Here is a 25,856-nt window from a genome sequence, read left to right on the forward strand (position 1 = left end):
ATGCTTTTCACTTATAATTCTTTCTATATTCAGACGGCAACATGCCATATTCCTCTTTAAAATATTTAGAGAAATACTTGGGTTCGGTATATCCTACCTCGTAAGCGATTTCGGCTATCGACATTTGAGTCTTCGACAGCAATGCCGCTCCTTTCTTGATGCGAAGCGAACGAACATACTCACTGGTTGTCTTCCCCGTCATGGCAGAAATCTTCTTATTGAGATACACGGTACTGATACCTATTTCCTTGCTCAGCTGCTCAACCCCAAAGGCCGACTCAGACAGATGCTGATCCATGATTGTTATTACCTTATTCAGCAGCTTCTCATCCTGCGAACTATGTTCGACTTTAGCAACAATAGGTTCTTCCCGTTTTTCCGTTTCCTTCTTCACTTCTTGTTTCTTCAGCAGATTGGCAATCTGTGCTTTTAAAACTTCCAAATTAAACGGTTTTGTAAGAAATACATCGATACCCAATTCCAGCCCCTTGATCTTATCCTGCTCAGATACACTGGCGGTAAGCAAAACCACCGGAATAGACGCAGTCTTATCTTGAGCTTTCAGCATCTCGCACAACTGCAATCCATCCTTTTTCGGCATCATGACGTCCGATATGATAAGATCCGGTATATGCTTACATGCCTTCTCAAATCCGGCCTCTCCATCTTCTGCCTCAAGCACATTGTATTCGTGACGAAGATTTTCCACCAAATAATACCTGAAATCATCATTATCGTCTATGACAAGAACCGTATGTTCCTTAGGCGAAAAGCCCAAGGATTGAACAGGTTTTGCCACGTCTGTCTGAATGGATGTTTCTGCAGCTTCCTGCTCTATCAGACTCTCATCTCCCTTAACCAAGGGCAACTCTATTATAAAAGTAGTGCCTTTACCAATCTCGCTTTTTACATCGATTTCTCCCTGATGCAAATGTACAAAGTCGTGAATGATAGACAACCCTATACCCGTTCCGATATTAATGGTACGGCCATTCGACTCTACCTGATAAAAAGGCTTAAATATGTTCCTCAATTCTTTTTCCTCAATACCAATTCCGGTGTCTGAGACACTGATTTTTATGGGCAGACTGGCTCCTTCGTCATATTCGACAGAAACTGCAACTTCTCCGCCATGAGGGGTAAACTTAAAAGCGTTGGAAAGCAAGTTGAAAATGATACGTTCCATTTTAGTCGGGTCAAATTGCGTATACAATTCCTCGACATTACCTGTAAATGAAAGCTTGACATTCTTACTTTGAGCCATATCTGCAAATGCAGCCGCCGCATTCTTAACAAAAGAGACCAAATCTCCCACCATCGGATTATAAGAGATTTCCCCAGCTTCCAATTTTCGGAAATCCAACAGCTGATTGACAATAAAAAGCAGCCGCTTGGCATTTCTCAATACCATATTCAACTTGTTCTTTATGGCCCAGTTTTTTTCTTGAACCAACAAGTTCTCAATGGGAAGTATAATCAGCGATACCGGTGTCCGCAACTCATGGCTTAAATTGGTGAAGAAATTGATTTTCATATTATTCATTTCTTCCATATGTGCCTTTTCCAGTTGTTGCTGCATGATTTTATACTTCAACGCAGTACGCAGCATGATATTTCTTACAATGTAATAAACAGCCAGAACAGCCATAATAAAATATATCAGGAATGCTGGCCAACTGAGCCAGAACGGCGGCAATACTTCTATCCCAATCATTTTTTCCTGAACATAACCGGCTCCCGATTGGTCGACCGCTCTTACACGCAATTGATATTTACCATAGTCCAAATCGCTATACGATGCTGCGGGAAGTACACCTTGAACGTTCTGCCAGTCCTTGTCTTTTCCCTCCAACTTATACTCATACTTATATTTCTGCGGATATAACAAATCTAGCGCTGAGAATTCGATCCGCATATTATTTTCATCATATTTAAGAACAACCTTCTTGCAGTTGGTCAACGCCTGTTCCAACAAAACACGTCCATTGAGCTCTTCACCGATCTTTACTACCCTGTTATTGATATACAGATTGGTAAATGATAACCTTTCTCCCTGCTCTTTATGTACGATCTCGGAAGGATCGAAAACATTATATCCGTTTACTCCACCGAAGATGACCTTATTGTCTTTGGTCAAGAGTCCTGATTTTGCATTGAAAATATTATCCTGCAATCCGTCTTCTTTGCCATACTTCGATATTCGTACCTCCATATCCGTCAGATTCCCATAACTGATAACCTGAATGCAGAACAAGCCTTTGGGAGTACTGACCCAAATATCATTGTTTTTGTCTACAATCGCCATATAGACGGTATTCTGCTCGATGCCTTCTTTTTCTGTAAAAAAGTGATAGTTCTTCATATTGGCATCCACTACAGCAAGCCCACCTTGTGTACACACCCAGTAATATCCATGCAAGTCTTGTACAATACGGTTTATGTAATTCTTTTCAGTGGTCGTATCTTCAGGTTTGTTGAATCTGAAGAATTTCACTAATTCATCGGAAGCAGAGATGACCTGAATGCCAACAGAAGTTCCAAAGCAAAGTTCATTGTCTGCCTCTTTTCGGAATATACATTCAATCGTGGTAGCAGTCTTTTCCGCATTATATCTAGATGCGACAAAACGTTTCTCGCTGTCAACATAACGGAATATACCTTTATTCAAGGAACCGATCCATACATTTCCACTATTGTCCTCACCAATACACCACACAGAGCTGTCTATGCCGTCTTTCTCGTCAAAATGCACAAACTTATCATCTGCATAACAATACAATCCGTCCATGAATGTCCCGATCCACATTCGCTGCTTACTATCCTGAAAAAGAGACACAATAGTTCCTTTACCATCTCCTTTCGGATTATAGCTGATCTTCTTATAGGAGCTTTCATCCTTCGCTCTTATATAAAGTCCATCATCATTTGTCCCAATCCACAACCGGTCCTCACTATCTTCGGCAAAACAGTTAATGTCATTCAGCCATTTCGATTCGTTAATTTTATAAGAATGAAAAGAATTGAACAATGGATGATAGCAGTCAAGACCATATTTATAAGTACCAATCCACAAGATACCGTCAGCATCGGAATACAAACTGCTTACAGTATTGTCTGAAAGCGAATATAGTTCGTTCGTTTTTTTTATATTCTTGATGGAAAACGTATTCATATCTATGACATAAAGTCCTCCATGATCGGTCCCAATATAAATGTTGTTCTCATTCTGAGTGATACATCGAAGCAGATAAGAATCGAACAAAACATCCGAAAATTCACGCCACTGATTGATTGCAGGATTATACTGAACCAAAAAACGCTCATCGCATATTGCCCAGACATTGTTACGGTCATCCATAAAAAGCCGGATCCTGCAGAGTCCTTTTCCCGAGAGATAAGAAGAGCGGTCTACAATATCCCCCGTATCCATATTTACCTTTAACAATGCAAAATCCTTATCCAATAGCCATAGGTATCTTTTAGAGTCGATACACCCCGTTATGAAACCTTTCTTATCAGAATCTTTAACCTTAAGTGTTTGCTTCTTTTCGTGATCATAGATAGAAACCGAATAATCGTCCAAAATGTATGCATCCAGATTTTTCTTCTGAATAATAGCCCGTATCCAGTTCCCTTGGGTTACATTTCGTTCTTTAAGAATAAAAGCATAATCATTGTAAAAGCACTCTTTACGCAAATCAAAAACAGAATAACCTGCCCTCGTCAATATCCAGAGCAAACCGGAAGCATCTTCGGTAATAGAATAGATATAATTATTGGCTATGCTGTTTTTATCAAGAGAATTTTCCTTGTACGTTTTAATCTGATAACCATCGTAACAGTTTACTCCCAAATCTGTACCGATCCATAAAAAGCCTCTACTGTCCCGATAAATGGTATAAACCGAATTACTGGACAAATCCTGATTCGAATTAATATTTCTAAAATAATACTGCTTGGCCGAGACCGAAAAAGCCAATAAAAACAAAAAGATCCCTATCAGGTAAGACTTAACATAAGACATGTTATTTTTCATGGTAATCAGATACAAAAATTTACTTCTAGTTTACAATATCCGCCACTTTAAGGCAAAATCCTATGCAAAAATAGAAAATAGTTCCAACTCGGAATCCCTCATACGACAGATATTTCAATGATAACACTCTTTCCACATATTGGTCTTTTATTCGTCCAGATAGGGACCTTTCTGATTCCACTGCACACGAACTTTAGAGAGGAACCAGGTTTTTCCATGATCATTGTTGCCCTGATAGAACAAATAGCATTGCTCTCCATCGTCCAAAATTCCCGGATGTCCAGACTCACTACTGTTCCATTCACCGGCTTTTCCTACAGCTAGAAAAGGATTATTACTGCAGCGCGTCCACACCAAGCCATCATGGCTTTCTGCAACGCCAATCTGCTGTGGCGCATTGTTATAATTGCCGGCATAAAACATATAAAGCTTACCATTGCGGTTGATGACCGAAGGAGCTTCAATGCAATTGCCTTCCCAAGCAAGTTCAGGAAAAAGTATAGGTGCCGAACATGCCTGTTTCCAGGTATCACGATCAAAAGAAGAGTGTCTGGAAGTGACTGCCACACCTAAGTATTGTTTCTGATATGCCTGATCTCTGGTCGTATAATACAAGAAATACTGCCCATTGTATTCAAACACTTCTGCATCGATGGCTCTTCCGCAATTCCAATCGCCCGAAGGACGAAACACAGGATTAGTACGATTACGTACAAAATGAATACCATCAACCGAATAAGCGTGGCAAATGGCATCCAACGCCCCATTGCCATATATCTGATAGAATAAATGTATGGTATCATTCCTTACGATGGCACAAGGAGCACAGATACCCTTCCGCTCCAAATCGGAATCCTGCAACGGATTAATCTCCCCTACTTTCTGCCAAGAATCTAAATCCTGACTCTCTGCAATGCCAATTCCCCATCCGATACCACGTTCTTTGGATTCTGGTATCGAATAATACATCAAATAGTTTCCTTTCCATTTCAAGACATACGGATCCTTTGTAAAAGCCCTGCCCGTCCGGCTGCTGTCACCATACATCATGATACCTTTATGCAAATTTTGCCCCCACAAAGAAAGGGGGGCAATCATACAAATCAGATAAAAAACAAAAATCTTCATCTCACACAGGCTTTATAATATATTTCTTTCCATGTTTTACATCAAATACATTCAGATAGGTAGTTCCAGCTACGCTCTTCTGTTCAATGGTTTTCATCTTAACCCCTTTTATCTGTATGGGGGCATTCGTACGCAAACGGCACTCTGTATCTTTCATCGCAGACAATACCGCCTTTTTTAGTTTTCCATGTTCCCATGATATGTTCACTTCATAACCTCCGCGAGCTTTCAGTCCGATAATCTCTCCTGCATCCCACGACGAAGGTAAAGCTGGCAACAAATGTATTTCATGCAAATGACTTTGCAGCAACATTTCGGATATTCCTTCTACAACTCCAAAGTTCCCGTCAATCTGGAATGGAGGACAAGCATTAAACAAATTCGGATACGTTCCACCATTCTCCGAGAAACCTCGTTCCGTTGTATAGTTCAGATAGTTGTTAATCAAGTTATAAGCATGTTCGCCATCCAAAAGACGCGCCCAGAAACAAACTTTCCATGCCAAAGACCAGCCCGTTCCTTTATCCCCTCTTTTCAACAAAGTCTTCTTACAGGCCTCAAACAATTCGGGAGTCCGATTGGCAGAAACATCATGTCCCGGATGCAGGCAAAATAAATGGGAAACATGTCTGTGCTGTGGTTCTGCATCTGCATAATCAGCTCCCCATTCATTCAGATCACCCTCAGCCCCCGGCTGATAAGGTAGCATCTTTACCAATGCCTCATTCAAAGAAACGGCAAAATCCTTGTCTGTGCCCAAAACCTGAATAGCTTCTATGGTATTCTCAAACAGATTCCGGATAAGTCCTAAATCCATCGTAGCTCCTTTGGTAACAGCCCACGCTTTCCCATCTTCGCCTATAAACCGATGCTCAGGAGAAGTAGATGGAGAAGTCAGCAAATGCCCGTTGCCATCATCAATCAGCCAGTCAAGACAAAATTCTGCGGCTGATTTCATAATCGGATATGCAGTGTTTTTAAGATATTCCTCGTCGCCCGTATAAGCATATTTTTCCCACAAATGCTGTGAAAGCCAAGGAGAAGCCATTGTCCAATTAGCCCATTGCGGATCGCCCATTCCCAGATGACCAACCGGATTGGTCATGGCCCAAATGTCGGAATTGTGTCCGGCAGCCCATCCACGACATTTATAATAATCCGAAGCAACATACCGTCCGGTTTTCGACATGTTGATGATTTGCTGAATCATCGGTTCATTCATATCTCCCAAGCCTGTTTTGTCAGAAGCCCAGTAATTCATCTCAAAATTAATATTGGTTGTATAATTACTACTCCACGCCGGACGTACATCTACATTCCATATTCCCTGCAAATTGGCAGCAACTCCTCCTTTTCGTGAAGAAGCGATCAGAAGATAACGTCCGTACTGATACAACAACGTTTCCAACCCATGATCGGAATTATCTGTCTGATATGCTTGCAGACGTTCATCGGTAGGCATCTTTTCTTTGGAAGCATCTCTTTTCAAATAGAAACCTAACTTATTAAAATATGAAGAATAATCAGCAATATGTGCCTGTTTCAGCTCATCGTAAGATTTCCCACAAACAGAGTCCAAATACGCTTTGGCCAGTTTTTTCTCGTCTTTTCCTTCTGATACCGGACATTTATCAAAGCCGTTGAAACTGGTAGCAATGGATATACCCAGAACAACCTCCGAAGCATCTGTTATTCGGATGCTTCCATCCACCAAAGCTTCCTGCCCATCGTTTTTCAAAGTACGAATACGTGTCTGAAAGCGCATACCTCTACACGAATCTCCCCATTGAACAGGTTCGTCTGATGTATTAATATAAGTAGGATCGGCATGCGAAGGTGCTCTGCCTTCGACCAGCAAATCTTTTCCGTCAACTGCTACAGTAGCATGCATCTTAGTCTGTGTACGTAGTTCCAAATCAAGAGCCTGGAGTACCGATGAAGTGAAACGAACTACCACCACCTGATCAGGATAAGACACAAAGGCTTCACGAATATACTCCACATTATCAGCCTTAAAACGAGTGGTAGCAATTGCACGTTGCAAGTCCAAATCACGATAATAGTCAGTTGCCTCTCCCTTGTATTGCTGCTTGATCAGCAAATCTCCGATTGGTGCATAAGATTGGCTGAACAATCCTTGCATATTATGTGCCAGCTGATCGGCCAAGGCATAGTTCTTTTCGTCCAAAGCCTTTCGTATTTGCGGCAAATAAACGAAAGCATCAGGATTAGGTCTTAAATTGACAGGTCCTCCGGTCCAAAAAGAACTTTCATTCAAATGGATCAGTTCTTCCGACGGACGTCCATACACCATAGCTCCCAAGCGTCCATTTCCTAAAGGCAAAGCATTGATAAAATACTCTGCAGGCTCGTCGTACCATAAACGCATCACATTAGAGTTCTCCAATCGTCCAATATCTTCCTTACAGGATAGCAACATAACGGCAACTCCCATAACGAATAACAAATTCCGTAACATACATGCTTTAACCATAGCTTCAACTATTCCATATTAATAATACATATTCCAAATAAAATCTTTTTCTCCGTAACAAATATACCCGATGTATCATTACCCAACAGGATGCAAATGATAACAAATAGATGCGTTTTGGATAACATTACAGCGTTATATGCTAAAAAGAGTGTACCTATAGCTACGGATATTGTAATTCATACCAATCTCAGTTATCAACAATGAAATTTAAACAGTTACAAATCACAAAAATCCAAAGCCACTCCGGCACACCCTTTCATCAGTCACAGACCTTCAACAATTCGCATCAGAACGGATAAACTCCGGCTTCTGCTCCTTTATTCAAAGCGTCCATGTCCATTTGTCGTGTTTCAATCACCTTGCAGTTTCTTCTATCCATCAACGGGAAATTCCATCCATCATCCCAAATAAACGGGATCAATCCATAGTTCTTAGCTTGCTCTGTTACATACTGCATGAAATAAGCTCTTGATTCCTCAGCCTTAGCTTGCAATTCCGGATCTTCCAGTTTAACCTTATTACCATATTGGGCACCAAACTCCCCAAGTACAACAGGTATTCCCTTACTTGTAAACATTTCCCTTACTTTATTAAATTGGGAACATACGTAATCTTCTTGATAGCCCTCTTCTATTTGACCATAGATTTTATAATCTTCTCCCCAAAAGAACGTTCCTTCATTTACACCACAAAATGACCATGGTGTATAATAGTGAACTTCGGTCATAAGACTTAAAGGTGTCGGATCAGTAACTAAGTCCATATATTGATATGCTCTGTCTATATCAGTCATTGGACATTGAACTACTAAAGTTCTATATAAATTATTGCCTCCTGATTTTCTTACAACATCAACAAATGTTTGTTCAAATCTTTTAAAAACAGGCATAGAAGCTCTAGGAACGTCACATTCATTTGCAAATGCAAATAACAATTTATCACCATATTCATTAAAGTTATCAGCAATCTGACCCCAAACTATTTTAATCTTATTGTCAGCTTCTATAACTTTATTCTCATCATATTCCTTATAGTTAAACTTATCTATCCAATCATGCATAGTATTCAGTATTACATAAAGACCATTGTCTATGCAATAATCTACTACCTCTTTCACACGTGCCATACGATCGGCTTGGATCTTATATGTTCCGTCATTGGAAGCATATGCAGTCCAAATACATGGAATGCGGACAGCTGAAAAACCAGCATTCTTCACAGCTGTAATCAACTCTTTTGTCGTTTTGGGATTTCCCCAAGCAGTTTCGCCGCTACCAACTTCCAACGAATTGCCCAGATTCCAACCTAGTTTTATTTCCTTAGCAATCTGGATGGCATTCTTTTTCATGCCTTCCGGACGTGGGGTAATAGTATATTCTACCTTTTCTTTATTCACAGCAAAAGTATCAACAGCAGTAGATACCGGCAGATAAAGTGAAGAATACTCAAACATACCGGCAGACAAGTCGACATTGCTGATGACACTGACATTGTTATCAGCCGATGTCACATGAGTGCATTCCTTACCGTTTATATCTTTATAGCAGATTTTCTCACCTACCAGCTGTTCGGTGGTTTTAGGTCCCCAAGAGATTCTCAGGAAACCTTCAGCTGCTTCCACATGTTCCACAGTACGTTGCATCAATCCCTGCTGAAACTTTTCGCCATAAACGGTAACCGACTGTTTCAGTGGTACGGAAAAGACCGATTTGTCTTCATTCGTCGTCATAAAAGTCAACTGATTGCTTCCTTCATCCAGCCCTTCTATATAAACGACTATCGAATCTTCCCGATTTCCCTCCGGTAAACTGATCCACTGTTCTTCCTCACTATTATCTTTTTGTACCATAAGCCACACTGAACGCCGGTCGGTAATCCAACACTTCAATTGGGCTCTCAAATTGCCCGGATACAGATACAAAGAATCCATCTTTCCAACATGTAATTCTTCTCCATCCCTCATATAAATGTCATGTTTGTCATTAATATCCTCACATGCAAACAAGCTAAGGAAACAAACAAACAATAAAAGTATAGTATGTAGTTTATTTTTCATAACTATATATTTTTTATAGTTTATATTCATAAAAACAGATGTTTCCGACTACTTCTTGACATATTGCCCATAGAAGTCAACTTCTGCAATCGTATACGATCCAGTACTTCCACCACTCCACATGGAAACCATCTCAATACAGATATATCTAACTGTGGGAGCATCGGCCTTGAAATAAATATCAATACCATCGATTTCAGCATATTGAACATCACCTGATGTAGTCTGTGTACCGGGTAATCCAGAAGGTTTATAGACATGATATCCTCCCTTAGGGCCTTGTTCTTCCGTCAATAATGTCCAACGCTTTTCAATTGGTTCAACCGTTTGGTCAAAAGTCGGTAATCCTTCTGGGTCGTTCGAACCCCAAACACGGATATATTCACCGATAGCAGAATATTTGTAATTCTTTCTGGCCCAAAGTTTCATTCGGGAAGGCTTGATCTGAGAAACCATATCAAAAGTAATTCTGTTTTCTTTATTCCCTTGGACTGTACTATAACAATTATCGGATGAATGGTTTCCTGGATGAAGTCCATCCCAGATTTTCTTAATGTCATATCCCCACCATGCCTGATACTTGATTTGATCTGTACCTTGTGCATTGCTTGGATTCCATCGTCTGAACGAAGACTTGTCTATCAATTCTTCAAACATCGGTTTAGCCATAAATTCATATTTAGAAGATCTGTTTCCCCAACGGTCTTCAACATGTACAGTAAAACGGGTCATAATAGAATCAATGCCTTGAATAGACCTTGAATCCTCTTTACCATTACCTTCTGCATAAATTCGTCCACCTACTGGTTGAATCATCTGACCGGCTTCGTTCTCACGATTCAGCACCAATATTACATTAAAATCTTTAGGATTTGTCCAAGAGATTTTAACCCCACCAAAAGTAGCTACACCAGATACAGTTTTTATAACCTCATATACAGGTGATGCTTCCGGAACAACGTCAATTAGCGCAACTTCCGATTCATTCTGGTTAACATCAACAGCTGTCACCCGGACTTGGCGCGTACTGTCGCCTACACCAAATCCTTCGAGCAACAGTTCATTTGTATAAGCCGATGCTTTCGCTTCTTTCCATTCCTTATTATCCAGCTGGTAGGCAGCCTTTACATACAACAAGTCTTTATCCATCGGCAGTTCATATTTCAGCTTCACTGCTCCCGGCAATGCTTCGTACTCAATATTGGTAACCTTTCCCGGAGGAGTGGATTCTACCGGATATTGTCCATAATTACTTTCTTCTTTGCATGAGGCCAGAAGAAGAAGTGCAAAAAATGCAATATTTATAAGACGTCTCATAATATATAATATTTCAGGTTTATTTAAGTTCCGCCATTTGTTTATTCTGCTTTAATACGGATAAACCGTCAGTTTAATACGGATAAACTATCAGTTTAATACGAGTAAACTATCAGTTTAATGCGGATAAACTACCAGTTTATTTTTAGTAAATTGAGAATAAACTAATATATTTCTGTTTATCAATCACTTACAATTTCGCACACAAGCATTTGCCAACATGCGGAACTTGAGTCAGGTTTATTATTCCCATCCCGGATTCTGAACCAAATTCAGGTTAGTATTCAACTCGGAATCCTTAATAGGCCACAAATTACTCTTAGTTTCATACTTGGTAGCATGTATCACTGTGGGAGTTGTTATATATTCCAGATTATCAGAATACTTCACGTTATAGCCCCGCATTGTACTTGCTCCAAACATACTTTCCATCAATTTCCATCTGCGCAAATCGAACCATGAATGTCCTTCGAAAGCCAATTCAATACGACGTTCCTGACGGATGATCTGGCGCATTCCTTCTTTAGTAGTATACTTCTGTGGATATTCCGAGTACTTAGTCCAAGCATCTTCCACAGGCTCCAATCCAGAACGTTTACGCACTTCGTTCACATAGAAATAGACATCCGGATCAGGAGTGCCGTTTCCTACTGTACATTCATTCAATGCTTCTGCATACAACAAATACAAATCGGCTAAACGCATAATAGGCCAATGATAAAAATCAATTTCCTGGGCCGGAGCACTGGTATAAGGAACCCATTTACGGGCAAGCATACCGGTTGTATTGGCTCTATTGGTATTTTTAGGATAGAAATAATACATATCGTCTATATTATTGTTACCATAGCCAAACAACAAGGAACCTCTGAAAGCTATCAATCCGTAATATCTTGGTTCACGATACAGATTTATTTTGTTAGTCTGATATCCCTCTTTAATCAAGTATTTATGATCTGTACGACTCTGGTAATCTTCATCGGCCTTATACCATTCATCTTCTTTATAATAGGTTTTATCCTCTGTGATAGGCACACCATGCTGCGTATAAAATGTCTCAGCCACGCTCATAGAAACGCCTAAGGAACCACAAGTCTCATATCCTACGAATTTCTCGGTCGGACTATAAATGTTCCCTTTATACAAATATTCGGGGAAACCATAACGGTATTGCATATCTCCGTAAATATTTTGCTTTGCCTCTGCCTGGCTCCAAATGATCTCTGTATTCAGCGGAAGTTTTCCAGCCAGAATCATGGCCGGCTGCAAAGTATAATCTATCTGCTCATTGGTGCCAAGACCAGAAGGTGCTGTAAACTTATAAAGTTTCATCCCTTGAGCATGACAAAAGTCGATAGCTTCTTTACAAGCCTGTGCAGCATCGACCCAACGTTGTTGGCTATATTCCGAGGAGAATAAATGAACACCTCTGTTGTCTACCATATTCTCGTAATCTCTATTTCCATTAAAGAAATCACTGGCTAACGTAACCATCACCTTTGCTTTTACAGCCATTGCGATAGCTTTGGTGATACGTCCCATTTCAGTTACTTCTGCTCCTAAAATATTGTCCGGAAGTCCTCCGCCTTGAATTGCTTTGTCGAACAAGCCAACAATATAATCGGCACATTCGTCTTTCGTATTCCGATAGACTTGCAAATCCTTATCCTCAGTAAAACCAGGATTAGTATCCATCAAAGGAATAGGACCATACATTTGGAACAACCACCAATGATAGTATGCCTTTAAGAATATCACTTCATCACGCCAACGCATTTTTTCCACTTCCGACAGATTAGGAACAGTCTCAATATTCTCCAAGAAATAGTTACATACACGAATGGCAGCAAACATATTCTTCGTACGTGTCCACCAATCACAATAAGGATTAGCAGCATTGTTACCTGTTTCAAACAATATTCTGGGCAAGCCCGACGGAGTAAATGTCCAGTTATCAGTTATCACTACAAATTCTCCTCCATAAGCAAATCCCGGATTGTCACCAATACTGCGATGACTGGGCATAAAACTATAGCAAGTATACAAATACTGTTTAGCTGAGTTTTTATCCCCAAATACAGATTCTACTGTAGCAACGTTATCCGGAATAATATCCAAAAACTCACAACTGCTGAATAATGGAGTAAACAACGTTGCTAAAATGAAATATTTTATTCTTTTCATAATCATGTTCCTTTAAAAGTTAACTTGTAAACCAATACTGTGTGTCCGCTGTAACGGATAGGCAAAAGCATTACCTCCAAGTTCCGGATCCCACATCTTGAATTTACTGAATACCAATAGATTAGTCCCTGTATAATACAATCTGACTGATTCCATATTCAGCTTGCGTAAGATCTTCCGTGGCATCGAGACTCCGACTTCCAACGACTTGAAACGAAGGAAACTACCATCGCGCATATACCAGGTACTGCTCTGCTCATTGTTGCTGACACGAGTTGTAGATAAACGAGGCCAAAGAGCATAGATATTGCGGTTGTCTTCTGACCAATAACTGTCGGCAATATCTTGCAAAACCAAATTGCTTGCACCTTTTATACCACTGTTCGGATCAACAAACGGAGAACAATTAACAGGACTGATCCACAACGAACGGCGACCTGTTCCCTGGAAGAAACAAGAGAAGTCAAAGATCTTATAACCAGCAGAAATACCAAAACCATAGTTGATTTCCGGCACTGTCGGATAGCCAATAGGTACCATATCATCATAGTCTACCTTACCGTCCTTGTTGATATCCTTATACTTGATATCGCCTGCCATAACCTTACCAAAACTTTGAGTAGGTGAATTAGCAATATCCTGATCATCGATAAACAGACGTTCAGCTACAAAACCCCATGACTGGTTCCAGCTCTGTCCTATTCTCGATTTCCAAGGAGTACCCAAAGCATCATAATTGGGCTCATCATATTTCGTCACCTTATTTGTTGCATACGTAAAGGTATTGTGCGATGTTATCCAAAGACCGTTACTGAAACTCTTGTTGTAATCCAAAATGATATCTACACCATGACTTTCCAATTCACCGGCATTTGCCTTAACTGAACTAAGCAAACCGGCTGTTTTAGGCAAATCAGAACGACTGATTAAAATATTCGAACGTTTATCTTTAAAGAAATCTACTTGTAAATCCAATGCACGGAACAGTCCTAATTCGATACCAAAATCCCACTTCTTGGAAAGTTCCCACGTGATTTCATCGTTAGCGTAACGAGTAATAGAAACGCCATTCAAGTGTTCACTAAAACGTTCTCCAAACGTTGCACCATATCCAGAATCGTTTACATTCACATTTGACAAATAGAAATAGCGGTCTTTGGCATCATTACTCAACTGATCATTACCTACTAATCCATAAGTCACTTTAAATTTCAGTTTGCTGATATAATCTTCAAACGGTTTCATAAACTTTTCATTGGAAACCATCCACCCCACACCAATTGATGGGAAAAAGCCCCAACGATGTTCTTTGAAAAACGTTCACTACCATTATAACCGAAGTTACCTTCTACAAAATATCTGTTATCGTAGCCATAAGCCAATCTTCCTGAAATACCCGCATTCCGATAGGGCAATGTAGCCAATACAGCCAGATTCAAATCGTTATTAGGAATTACAGAGGTTTCATAGTTACGTAAATATCCTACTAAAAGTCCCGATACATTGTGCTTTTCATTAAACGTCCGGTCGTAGTTAAGTGCAGCCTCAAAATAAGTAGTTGCATTCACTTCAGTGGTTTCCGGAACATAATTCAGATAATCAGTTCCGCCATTATCCGACAAGTTAGGCGGATTCAGATTGGTCAAACTATATGTGTTTTTCACCGGATCGTAATTAGTCACATAATAATAGAACGGATTATATTGTCGTTTTGCTCCCTTGTGAGAATAACGGTCGGTCGAGAACATTGCACGTGCCTTTAATCCCTTCGTAATCATTTCCAAATCCTGCTTCACTTCGAAAGTGGAAACAATCTTCGAATTGTCATACATTCTGTAACCACGCTGCAAATCGGCATACGGATTAGGATAATTGCCTGTACCATCATAGTTACCAAACATGATATGAGGCAAATTAGCGTATTCGCCTGTACGGGGATAATAAGCGGGGAACAATACCGGACTTGCCAGATTAGCTCTTCTGAACATATCCGTAGCACCATAAATAGGGCCGGTGTAATCATCAACTGTAATACCCAAACGCATAATAACTTCCGTCGTCTTTGTTACATTCACATTGACATTGGAACGAAGCTGATAAGTGCTCAAGCGTACGTTATTATTAAAATCGTTAGCACCGTCGGCTTTCAACATACCGTTATCTATATTGTAAGTACCACCTACATAGTAACGGGCAAACTTCGAACCACCTGAAATGCTGAATGTAGACTTCATATTCATGGATGACTCCTTAAACAACATATCCTGCCAGTCTACCGCCGGATAAACATACGGATTAATTCCTAGAGCCGTATTGTCAATCTTATCTTGCGAGTACAACTGAACAGCCAACGGATCGCGTGTAGCAGTTGCCTCGTTGTGCAATTTCATGTATGTAACAGGATCTGTCACATCTACCATATCAGTCGGAGAAGAAAGTACTGATTCCAAACGAATATTGACTTTAATCTTTCCTACACTACCTTCTTTGGTTGTAATCAGCAAGATACCATTGGCACCACGAGCACCGTACAATGCCGTAGCTGTTGCATCTTTCAATATTGAGAAAGTTGCAATATCATCCGGTTACAAACGTGCCAGGTCTGTCTGAGAACTTTCAATACCATCAATCAGAATAAGCGGAGAACTGGAGGCTCCCATGGTAGACACACCACGAACGAAGAAGTTAACATTCTGTTCACTGGGGTCACCACCCGTCTGATAAGCAATCACACCTGCCAGCTTACCGGCAAAACTGGTTGTCAGGTTGCTGGAGCTTACCTTCAGTTGCTTGGTATTGATAGTGGTCACGGCACCAATCATACTTGATTTCTTCTGTGTACCGAATGCCACAATCTCAACCTCATCCAATTGTTGAGTATCACTCTCCATCGTTACATTAATCACAGTCTGGTTTCCTACTTTAACTGTTTTCTTGAAATAACCGATAAAGGAGAACTCCAAAACATCATTATTATCTACCCGAATAGAATATTTTCCATCAAAATCGGTCGTAGTTCCTGTCGTGGTTCCCTTAATTACTACTGTCGCACCTGTAACAACTTCTCCCGCATCGTCCTTAACGACACCCGTTACAGTACGGACCTGTGCCTGTGCAGAGACATAAAAGAATACTGTACAAATAAGGCATATATACTTCAAACACCTTATTTTTAAAACGTTGTTTGACATAATATTAAAAAAAGTTTATATATGAGTAAAATGATTTTGTGCTCACTATACAGCTTATTCAAAACTGTAATGTACATCCATTATTCAAGAACTGTTCATATTGCTAAAATTTAAAAGGTTAAACATCTTGTTATTTCTATTACTCTGAAAAATCATTTCATTGCAATCGTATTTTACTTCCCAGTTTTATATTATCCGAAGCACTTCCCACCATCAGTTCCATCTTTCCTTCGGGTAATTTGAAACAATTTTCTGCGGCATTCCACAGCATCAGGTCAGTAGCGGGAATCTGTATCTCCACAGTCTCTGTCTTTCCTTCCTCAACAAATACTCTGGAAAATCCTTTCAATCTTTTGGCAGCCACATCTCCCGGTAATTTCACATATACCTGAACCACCTCGTCCCCCGAATACTCTCCTGTATTAGTTACATTAAAACGGACATGAAGCGTTTCACTGGCCGATAAGGTCTTTTGTTCAACCTGCAAATGAGAATAATCAAAACTTGTATAACTCAAGCCATGTCCAAAAGCATATATCGGTTTACCCTTAAAATACATATAAGTACGTCCCTTTCTGATATCATAATCCATTATGTGAGGCAGGTCACTAATATCTTTCACCCAAGTCTGCGTAGTACGTCCTGCCGGATTATAATCACCGAAAATGACATCGGAAACTGCATGTCCCAGTTCCTGACACGATTGCGTAAAATGCAATATCGCCGGAATATTGTCTTGCGACCAGTTGATCGCATAAGGGAAACTACTGATAAGAACAAGTACCGTACGCGAATTCTTCTTGTAGACGGATCTCAACAGGTCTTCCTGTTCCAGCTGCAACGACGTACGGTCCACATCTTCCCGACCGTCGGAAGCCAAGGCTGTTTGTCCCCAAGGAGCCTTAGCCCATTCCTGACTACCTGTAGGATCATTCCCCAGACAAACGATCACTACATCTGCCCATGCAGCCGCATCTTCCGCCGCACTGCGTTTGTTGTCTTTCACATAGCGTATTTCAATTCCTTCACGTTCAGCCACTTCTTTCAGACCAGCCAGCGGTGTAATTTTATAAGGCATCGCACCGCTGTACCAGTCTTCCAATACCACATCTGCTCTATTGCCAATCACGGCAATACGTTTTACACTTCCCTTGTCCAACGGCAACAGACGGCCTTCGTTCTTTAACAGAACAGCCGATTTCCGGGCTGCCAGACGGACAAGCTGCCTGGTTTCTTCTTTCAACCAGGGATCTATCGTATCTTTTATACCTATTGATTTATAAGGATTGGAATCGTCATCATCCAGTAATCCCAGTCTTAACATAATTCTAAGATTTCCTTTTATATTCTCTTCCAGTTCCTTCTCGCTAACTTTTCCTTCATAAAATGCATTTTTTAAAGCAGCCTTATAGTCATCCAGAAAACGGGTAGTACCGGCTTTGATGCAAGCTTGAGCCGCATCTTCCAAACGTTCAAATACTTTATGCGTGTTCTTCAATTGCTGAAAGGCTCCACCATCGGTGATGATCATACCGTCAAATCCCCACTCCTTTTGCAAAACCTTCCGCAATACCGGAGAAATCGTACAAGGTATTCCGTTATAGGCATTATATGCTGTCATCAAAGCATTGGCTCCTCCCTGCTCGATTCCCTTCCAGAAAGGATAGGAATAGTATTCACGAAACAGTGTCTCGTCAAAATCGGAAGAGGTCTCCACACGGCCGGATTCATGACTGTTTGCCAGAAAATGTTTCATCAGCGAAGCTGATTTCCAATATTTCGGATGACTGCCCTGAAGCCCTTTAACAAAAGCTACTGTCAAAGCTGCAGTCAATACCGGGTCTTCTCCATAACATTCTTCTGTACGTCCCCAGCGGATATCACGTCCCAAGTCGGCATTGGGTGACCACAGAATAAGTCCTGCCCGCTGATATTTAGGACTCTGGTACAGGTAACGGCCTTCATAAGCAATGTAGTCAGCCACCTGCTGTATCAACTCCACATCCCACGTTGCGCCTAATCCATAAGCTTGCGGAAAAGAAGTCGTAATTTGTTTGGGCTGATTAGGGTTCCACGCAGGTCCTCCCTGTACTATCCCATGAAGAGCTTCCGAACTGCCAGCTCCCCGAATACCCAACCGTGGAACGCCAGCCCCGCCAAACAATGCAATCTTTTCATCCAGCGTCAGCAATGAAATCAGATTGTCAAGACGTGCTTCCTCATTCAGCTGTGGATTCTGAAAAGGGAATCTGCAGCTTTGTCCCCAAACAACGCTTCCCCACATGCTACATATCAGTAATATTGTCCCTATTTTATTCTTCATAATTGTGTTCGTTGTTATCCATTAAGCACGATAAATATACATCACGTCAAAAAATAAATGTCCGGTTCCTTTTTCTGTATTGAACAAGCTTATCTCATTCACTCCCCTCTTCAGGTTTACCTGAAGTGTAACCGTCCGCCATTCTCCCCTTGCTGTTTCATCGAGTTCACATACCTATATTTTTCCATTTACTTTCAACATCACCTTTCCATTCCAGCCTTTTGCCGACGAATAACGAAGCTTTGCCACATATTTTCCACCAGCACTAACTTTGTTCTTAAAACGTATTTCATTATTCCGCTCTCTATCAAATCCTGAGACAAAACCCATTCCACTATAATCGAATACATGAGTTCCGATACCCGAAGTCGTGTAAGCCCCACCGGCCATTTCAGCACATTCTAATTCAAAAATGTGTTTATCAGGAATAACCTCCCAGGCTGAAACAAATTTTCTCTTTGCCCCTGCATTCTTTTTAATCTTATCTACCATCCGCCGGGCATTGGCCTTATCAAACAAAACCGTGCTATCCATTCGGCAATTGTCGCATTTATCAGCAAGCAGATTCTTTACTTTATTGGAATAAATACCGTCTACCCGGATATCATGAATGCCGGAATTGATCTTCACATTATAGTCATCAATCTTTTCATACACATTATCAGACACATGATAAAAAGCACTGCCATTGTCCAAATACACACCCTGTCCCCACATGGTACGGTTCATGTAGTTTTCAGTTATGGTTGTAGGAGCTTGGGGCAAACCGCCTCCCAAAGTATAAATTGACCCACCATCTGCCAGCTCCACCATAACATTCTGAATCCTGTTACGTGTTATCAGATTATCACCATTAACCGTATAAGGCACCGTTGTCCAGCCCCAACCAATGTGAAAACCCGAATAAGGCAAGTCTTTCAGAGTATTGTTCCGGAAAACTGTCGAAACCGGAAAGGCAGCCCCTATACCTGTGGCCGAACGATATTCCACACCACACAATTCAATATGATTGTTCTCGACCAGATTTTCTCTTAACAGATTACGCTTGTCTTCCGGATCGTAGCTGTCTTCGCTATCACGCTTCTGCCAGTTTTTATAATTTCCCATCTGAATGGCCGTTGCTGCCAAATCGTAAAAAAGCGATCTGCTAACTTCATTATACGAACATCCAGCCTCCATATTAATGCCGTTACATCCCAGATGCAGAAACGAACAGTTATCTATGGAAATATGCTGTGCATGTCTCATGACAACAGCAGCTCCTTCGGCCATCGATTCGCCTTCGCCTGTAGCATTTTGTCGCATTACGTTGTTTTGCGCATCCGGATTTCCTCTATTCGTACCAGGACGCAACCAAGTAGTATAAGCCAATTGCAAACCATTCAGACGAACATTGCACACAGGGTTCTCCTTAGTCCCTTCTATTCTTACCAGCGATTCCAAAACCGGGAAAATACATGCTGCTTCTTCCAGATTTTCCCAAATATAAGGCTTATAAAAAAGTACATTTCTCCCTTTTCCCATAGCACCCGTCTTGTCAAGATACCACTCACCTTCTTCATCCAATAATTCCATTGCATTTTCCCAATACCACGGAGTACGGGTCGAAGTAATACCCTTGTTTCTACAGTTTTTCCATCCCGGCTGTTTCATGGTCACACGTACGAGTGTATCGCCTAACAGCGTAATAGACGCTACACCACATCGGGGAGCAGTCCATATTTCACGATAAACACATTCTACGAATTCCGAATTCTTCCATTTCAGCAATGACATATCAGAAGTAAGATGTCCGATGCTGTCTGACTTAATCCATCGCTTTACAGCATCACTCTCGCGTGCACGGACAGCTCGTTGACCGTTTACAAAGAACTGACGTCCGTCCAACGTCTCGGGCAATTGGGCATAATATACAGAACGGTCAACGTCATACAGTTGCCAGCCTTTCACCCGATAACCACCACACAAGACTGGTTGTTCCTCCTGATAAGCCCGCAATTCTATTTTCCGTTTAATGTTTCCACCCATCTTTTCATCAAATACCAATGGAGAAGTCAGCTCATACACACCATCACGTATATACACCACAATGTCGTTATACGTATCGGCTGCAAGTAACCTTTTCTGTAACTCTTCGAAAGTACGGATCGGTGAATGAAGGGTTCCGTCATACGTATCCTTTCCGTGTATGCCATCGACATATATCTTTGTAGTTGCAGCATGCATCGTTATCCAAACCGTACTTGCAAGCAGGATCATAAAAGAAGTTAACCTTTTCATTTATAATACTTTTTACTTCAATAAAACTTGTGATTTTCTGTTTTATGTCTCTATTTTCAGGACATAGAAAGGGCTGTCAGCCGAAAAAATCCGACTGATTATTCAAAGTTTACCATCTATCAAAAAGAAATAACAGCTGTCAATGCTCTACCGGGGAGCTTGCTCGTAGACCGTCTGCAAGGTATAAGAACTATCCTCCGTAAACAGTCCTTTCTTCATGGCTCCGATCGCCTCAAGCGCACCCGGTTGCCAGTCGCCTGTAGCATGATTCAGCAGACACAGTCCCTTACCTCCGTCGTCCCAGTAGAAAGGAGCCAAACCATAGGTGCGGGCCGCCTTGTAAAAATATTCCAGATAGTATTTACGAAATGCCTCTTCCCTTTCGGTTGCACGGTGTATACATCCCATTTCACCGATGTATACCGGAACGCCTTTTTCTACAAAGTGTTCTTTCAGCGCTTTAAACTGACTGGCAATCTGATTTTCGTTGTCACCGGTCACCTTTTTAGGTGCATCTGCCGTATGTCCCCACTCTGTATATTTGTTGCTCATGGCATAATCCATAGGATCGTAACAATGCACAGATACCAGCAAACGGCCAGGCACAACGTCTTTAGGCAATACAAAACTCTGAAGAGTAAGTTCAATATTGGTAGCATAACCCGGTACGCATAAATAACGGTCGGTATTCTTGCCGCCAGTAGCACGTACTGTATTTACAAAAATCTGATTCCACTCGTTCAGAATAGCATACTGACAGCCACCGTCTTTCCGGTTATCTCCCCATCCCCAGCGACCGTCGTGGATTTCGTTCATCGCCTCGAACAGCAAAAAATGTCCTTTGTCCTTGAAACGGGCAGCTATTTGTGTCCACACAGCCTTCAACTGAGCCTTAATCGCCTCGTTTTGTTCTTCCCCCTGAATGGCTTTCTTCATGCTAAGCCAATAATTGTCATCATGATGTATATTAACAATAGCATTCAATCCGGCTTTCTCGGCATATCCTACAACTTCTTCCACACGTTTCAGCCACGATTCTTCCAATTTATATTCAGGCGCACTACCAATATGTCCCATCCAAGTAACAGGTATACGTACGGAAGTAAATCCGGCCGCAGCCAATTTGTCGAATGTAACTTGTGTCACAGGACGATTTCCCCAAACTGTTTCGTTGGACACACCTTCTGCTATGGCATCCAACTGATTACCCAGGTTCCATCCCATACCCAGCCAACGTGCCACTTGCCATGCGTCTTTGTCTGCTTTCTCTGTATCGTTTGCCTCCGGATATGAATGTGCCTGTCCTCCTTGCAATACAAAAAAAGTGCCGCATAACAACAGGCATATAACTCTTGCCAATAGCGTTCCAGAATAGTTATTTGATAATTCTGTTTTCATGGTATTAATGATATTATAAAGTTATTTTATGTTTGTTTTCTCTCTAAATTATTCCACAAGTATAAAAAAGATAATCTACAAAAGTGTTTTTCTTATCCATTATATTCCATCTCGCGGGCTTTTAATTGCGGAAACGTTTTCCCGAAACTTACCGCATCCCGTTCACTGCTTTATCTGCCACTTCCGACCATGTACGGCGGATAAGTGTTTTCGAATACAAAGACGGACAGTATGCCGGTTTTTCGTCTGCCAACTGTTCGAGGCATCTCCAGGCATCGTCGTATTCTGCCAGATAAACTGTTTTATCTTCTTCCGTCAGCCCCTGTCTTATGGCAGCCAGATGGAACAACGCACAATAAATCCGATACATCTGCTTGCCATAACGACATGTCACCTTCATCGTTTCATCCAACAAAGCATCGGGGATGCTGATCTGCTCTGACAATTCAACGATCCGTTCCCAATATGTCACTGCCGTATCTTTCTCGGCCAACAGAGTCAGGACTTTCTCTTTGTTCTTGGGTAAAGCAGGAAAGGTAATGTATTCGTCTCTCACCCACATAGCAAAAACATCATTCGGGAAAGCAGTACTACGCATTCCTCTCAGTGTAGCTTTCTCCGAAAGCAATGCCAATTCTCTGAAACGCGCCGCATCCTTACGGGAAAGTTTCAAACGCTTGGTCGCATAGTCATGGAAAATCTTTTCTTCCGGTTGCTGCGGTGAACGAGCCCACTGAGCCATTACCCATGCATTAAGGTCGCACCACAGCTCATTTTTAGGATAAGGTCCTTCCCATCCGCCACCGCGCGTCCAGGTCCACATACCGACTAACTTACCCGTATTATAAATATCGCGGATGCACCAGTACTTGCCTTCTTCCTTTTTTGCCCGGTCTTCTTCGAAACCTTCAATCACCCCACGAGCAATATAGTTGGAATATGCGCCCTTGCCCTCATACTCGCGGGCACACTGAACTTCCACCAATTGCTGATGACGGCCTAATCCCAAGACTTTACTAAAAGGATTTCCACGATGAAAATCGCCCTCACAATGTTTGATAGCAATCACCAGATTGGGATGAGGTTCAACCTGATCACTGATATATTGATATTTTTTTGCGTCTGTGTCGAATGCCCACCATGTCCTGAAAATAACCTTTTTGTTTAATTTTACACACACCTCTTCGCACAATAAATTCATCAGAGGAATAATGCACTGATCTGCATTATCCTTTTTCTGAATGTGTCCTACATGAAACGGCGCATCTTCCAAATAGGTCTCGCCGATACGTACCACAATACCGTCCATCTGAGGGAACTGCTTGAAAAAAGCATTAAGCTGATAGCGCAATATACGCTGAACTAATGTATCCTGAGGATTACCAAATGTTTTTTCGATACCATATTTACTGACCAGCCGTTTGGGCAACAGAATCAAATCGCTCATGGCATATACGTCGACTCCGTTCCGCTTGCAATCATTAAACAGTCCGTGCAGACGCGCCGCTTTCTTGTCGACCCATTCACGGTCGGGCGTACCCGGCGGAAGGATGTCTTTATCGAAATCGTCCCAGTTAATGGCCAACGTAGGCGAATCGAACAAAAAATAGCATTTTCCATTATAACCCATCGACTTCAATACGTCCGGTCTGTCGTACATACTCTCGTAAAGAGGTTCGCCCGGATTGTTGTGTACCATATCCATAATATAAGGCAAACTTGCCGACTGCGAATAAACCGACAACGCCCCCATTGTGAATAAAAAGGTAAGAGTTAGTTTTTTCAGGTTAAACAATGTTTTCATGGTTTTATTTACTATATCATTAAATTTTCAGAACCGCCAATTTGCATTGGCTCACTTGCAAAATAACACAATTATTAGCCTAACAGTAGGTATAAAATAAAAACGGTTATGGTTCTTATCATAACAATACATACCCATTTTTAAGCAAACAAGAAGTTTATCTGCAATAAAAGGGGCGAAAAGACTTATAAATACCCTATCAGCCACTACCGAGCAACACTTGCACGGCTCGCGAGCCATGCTTGCAATACTCTTGGGAACTACTGGCAATACTCACGGACTTTACTTGCAATACTCGTGGGCTTTGTATGTAAAACCCGACAGCATTGCTTATAAAACCTGACGACATTGCTTGTCATACTAGACAACATTGCTTGTTAGGTTAGCTAACTACCGATGTTGCCCGGCTAAAGTAAGTAGTTACGGGCGTCAAGTAGAACTTTAGAAAATGAAAGATGGATACGCGGACGACGCGGAATGAGCGGATTGGCACGGATAAAAAGAAGAAAAATGAAAATCCGCGTTCATCCGCATTGTCCGTGTTGTCCGCGTATCCATCATTGCAACACACTAACCCTCAATAGATCACAGCAAAGTGAGGTTTCACCGAAACTTGAGCATTCTTAGCATTTCTTACACAACTCCCAGAATGCTACAGCCGAAGCAGCCGCTACATTCAGCGAATCGACCCCATGCATCATAGGAATACGTACCACATAGTCGGCTCCGGAAATGGCCTCGGCAGGCAGGCCGTCGCCTTCGGTTCCCATCAGCAAAGCCAGACGGGCTTCTGCTTTCAGTGCCGGTTCGTCTAAAGAAACAGAACGGTCGGTCAAAGCCAATGCAGCTGTACGGAATCCAAGTTCCTTCAGTTTCGTCAACGGATTCTCAATCCACGTCCAGGGAATCAGAAAAACCGAGCCCATAGACACGCGCACCGAACGGCGGTTCAACGGATCGCAAGAATCGGGAGTAAGCAATACGGCATCAATGCCCAAAGCTGCTGCCGAACGGAATATGGCACCAATATTGGTCGTGTCCACCACTCCATGAATCACAACCACACGACGTGCGCCATTGCACACATCTTCCACCATCGGCGGCAATGGCCGACGCATGGCACAAAGCACTCCGCGCGTCAGCGTATAGCCGGTAAGCCGAGTCAGCAAATCGCGGTCGCCGGTATAAATGGGAACATCACCTATTCGTTCTACAATATCGGCCGCATCGCCCGTTATGTGCTTCCGTTCGCAAAGCAAGGCGGTAGGCTCGTACCCCGCATCAAGTGCTACGCGAATCACTTTCGGACTTTCGGCAATAAAGATACCGTGTTGTGGATCGAGCCGGTTACGCAGTTGTGCTTCGGTCAGTGTGCTGAACACTTCCACACCCGGTTGTTCCAGAGAAGTTATTTCAATAACAGACATATCGTTCCTTTAAATTCACCGAGACAAAAATAGTGTTTCTTCCCCACATATCTGATAATATTTCTTCCGAAAATCAGCTTAAAGCACAACAAGCATACCTCTATGGCAGGAAAAGACACAGTATTAGACAAAGTGTCTATTCAAATAGAAACATTTCTCAAGAAATGTCTACTATTATAACGTGAGTTCGATATAAAATCAAAAAAAAGAAAGTA

At 41.6% G+C, this 25,856-nt stretch carries 14 protein-coding genes; all 14 read right to left on the bottom strand.

Annotation, left to right across the window (positions count from 1 at the left end):
* Nucleotides 1–7: 7 nt before the first annotated feature.
* Nucleotides 8–4,024, bottom strand: coding sequence for a two-component regulator propeller domain-containing protein (locus tag Q3C19_RS10610; RefSeq protein WP_302729177.1), 4,017 nt, complete (start codon nt 4,022–4,024; stop codon nt 8–10).
* A 159-nt stretch (nt 4,025–4,183) separates the two neighbouring features.
* Nucleotides 4,184–5,164, bottom strand: coding sequence for a family 43 glycosylhydrolase (locus Q3C19_RS10615; protein WP_302729179.1), 981 nt, complete (start codon nt 5,162–5,164; stop codon nt 4,184–4,186).
* A 1-nt stretch (nt 5,165) separates the two neighbouring features.
* Nucleotides 5,166–7,604, bottom strand: a complete 2,439-nt coding sequence (locus tag Q3C19_RS10620) for a glycoside hydrolase family 95 protein (protein WP_302729181.1) — start codon at nt 7,602–7,604, stop codon at nt 5,166–5,168.
* Nucleotides 7,605–7,947: 343 nt separating this feature from the next.
* Nucleotides 7,948–9,717 (bottom strand): cellulase family glycosylhydrolase, encoded by a 1,770-nt coding sequence (locus tag Q3C19_RS10625; RefSeq protein WP_302729183.1) that lies wholly within the window; start codon nt 9,715–9,717, stop codon nt 7,948–7,950.
* Nucleotides 9,718–9,765: 48 nt separating this feature from the next.
* A complete protein-coding gene (locus Q3C19_RS10630; RefSeq protein ID WP_302729185.1) occupies nt 9,766–11,034 on the bottom strand; it encodes a DUF4959 domain-containing protein in 1,269 nt (422 codons plus the stop codon).
* A 243-nt stretch (nt 11,035–11,277) separates the two neighbouring features.
* Nucleotides 11,278–13,218: a RagB/SusD family nutrient uptake outer membrane protein gene (locus tag Q3C19_RS10635; protein ID WP_302729187.1), complete on the bottom strand. Its 1,941-nt coding sequence runs from the start codon at nt 13,216–13,218 to the stop codon at nt 11,278–11,280.
* Between the two features lie 12 nt (nt 13,219–13,230).
* Nucleotides 13,231–14,484, bottom strand: coding sequence for a SusC/RagA family TonB-linked outer membrane protein (locus Q3C19_RS10640; RefSeq protein ID WP_302729211.1), 1,254 nt, complete (start codon nt 14,482–14,484; stop codon nt 13,231–13,233).
* On the bottom strand, nt 14,460–15,776 hold the full coding sequence (locus tag Q3C19_RS10645; RefSeq protein ID WP_302729189.1) for a hypothetical protein: 1,317 nt from the start codon (nt 15,774–15,776) through the stop codon (nt 14,460–14,462). Before Q3C19_RS10645 ends, Q3C19_RS10640 begins: the two co-directional genes overlap by 25 nt.
* Before the next feature lie 27 nt (nt 15,777–15,803).
* Entirely contained in the window at nt 15,804–16,379 is a 576-nt protein-coding gene (locus Q3C19_RS10650) for a carboxypeptidase-like regulatory domain-containing protein (protein WP_302729191.1), read from the bottom strand.
* A 187-nt stretch (nt 16,380–16,566) separates the two neighbouring features.
* Nucleotides 16,567–18,732, bottom strand: coding sequence for a glycoside hydrolase family 3 C-terminal domain-containing protein (locus tag Q3C19_RS10655; protein WP_302729193.1), 2,166 nt, complete (start codon nt 18,730–18,732; stop codon nt 16,567–16,569).
* A 174-nt stretch (nt 18,733–18,906) separates the two neighbouring features.
* On the bottom strand, nt 18,907–21,012 hold the full coding sequence (locus Q3C19_RS10660; protein ID WP_302729195.1) for a hypothetical protein: 2,106 nt from the start codon (nt 21,010–21,012) through the stop codon (nt 18,907–18,909).
* A 147-nt stretch (nt 21,013–21,159) separates the two neighbouring features.
* Nucleotides 21,160–22,410: a glycoside hydrolase family 5 protein gene (locus tag Q3C19_RS10665; RefSeq protein WP_302729197.1), complete on the bottom strand. Its 1,251-nt coding sequence runs from the start codon at nt 22,408–22,410 to the stop codon at nt 21,160–21,162.
* 148 nt (nt 22,411–22,558) lie between these two features.
* On the bottom strand, nt 22,559–24,214 hold the full coding sequence (locus tag Q3C19_RS10670; protein ID WP_302729199.1) for a hypothetical protein: 1,656 nt from the start codon (nt 24,212–24,214) through the stop codon (nt 22,559–22,561).
* A 623-nt stretch (nt 24,215–24,837) separates the two neighbouring features.
* The gene (locus tag Q3C19_RS10675; protein WP_277122278.1) at nt 24,838–25,641 is read right to left on the bottom strand and encodes an RNA methyltransferase; all 804 of its coding nucleotides are present in this window, start codon (nt 25,639–25,641) and stop codon (nt 24,838–24,840) included.
* Nucleotides 25,642–25,856 lie beyond the last annotated feature (215 nt).

Origin of the sequence: Bacteroides sp. ET489 (assembly GCF_030518095.1) — a bacterium.
Taxonomy (GTDB): domain Bacteria; phylum Bacteroidota; class Bacteroidia; order Bacteroidales; family Bacteroidaceae; genus Bacteroides; species Bacteroides ndongoniae.

Coding starts and splice junctions, on each gene's coding strand:
- Q3C19_RS10655 (WP_302729193.1), bottom strand. CDS start 18,732: ATGAAGAATAAAATAGGGACAATATTACTGATATGTAGCATGTGGGGA.
- Q3C19_RS10670 (WP_302729199.1), bottom strand. CDS start 24,214: ATGAAAACATTGTTTAACCTGAAAAAACTAACTCTTACCTTTTTATTC.
- Q3C19_RS10615 (WP_302729179.1), bottom strand. CDS start 5,164: ATGAAGATTTTTGTTTTTTATCTGATTTGTATGATTGCCCCCCTTTCT.
- Q3C19_RS10640 (WP_302729211.1), bottom strand. CDS start 14,484: ATGGTTTCCAATGAAAAGTTTATGAAACCGTTTGAAGATTATATCAGC.
- Q3C19_RS10675 (WP_277122278.1), bottom strand. CDS start 25,641: ATGTCTGTTATTGAAATAACTTCTCTGGAACAACCGGGTGTGGAAGTG.
- Q3C19_RS10620 (WP_302729181.1), bottom strand. CDS start 7,604: ATGTTGCTATCCTGTAAGGAAGATATTGGACGATTGGAGAACTCTAAT.
- Q3C19_RS10665 (WP_302729197.1), bottom strand. CDS start 22,410: ATGAAAACAGAATTATCAAATAACTATTCTGGAACGCTATTGGCAAGA.
- Q3C19_RS10630 (WP_302729185.1), bottom strand. CDS start 11,034: ATGAGACGTCTTATAAATATTGCATTTTTTGCACTTCTTCTTCTGGCC.
- Q3C19_RS10660 (WP_302729195.1), bottom strand. CDS start 21,012: ATGAAAAGGTTAACTTCTTTTATGATCCTGCTTGCAAGTACGGTTTGG.
- Q3C19_RS10610 (WP_302729177.1), bottom strand. CDS start 4,024: ATGTCTTATGTTAAGTCTTACCTGATAGGGATCTTTTTGTTTTTATTG.
- Q3C19_RS10625 (WP_302729183.1), bottom strand. CDS start 9,717: ATGAAAAATAAACTACATACTATACTTTTATTGTTTGTTTGTTTCCTT.
- Q3C19_RS10635 (WP_302729187.1), bottom strand. CDS start 13,218: ATGAAAAGAATAAAATATTTCATTTTAGCAACGTTGTTTACTCCATTA.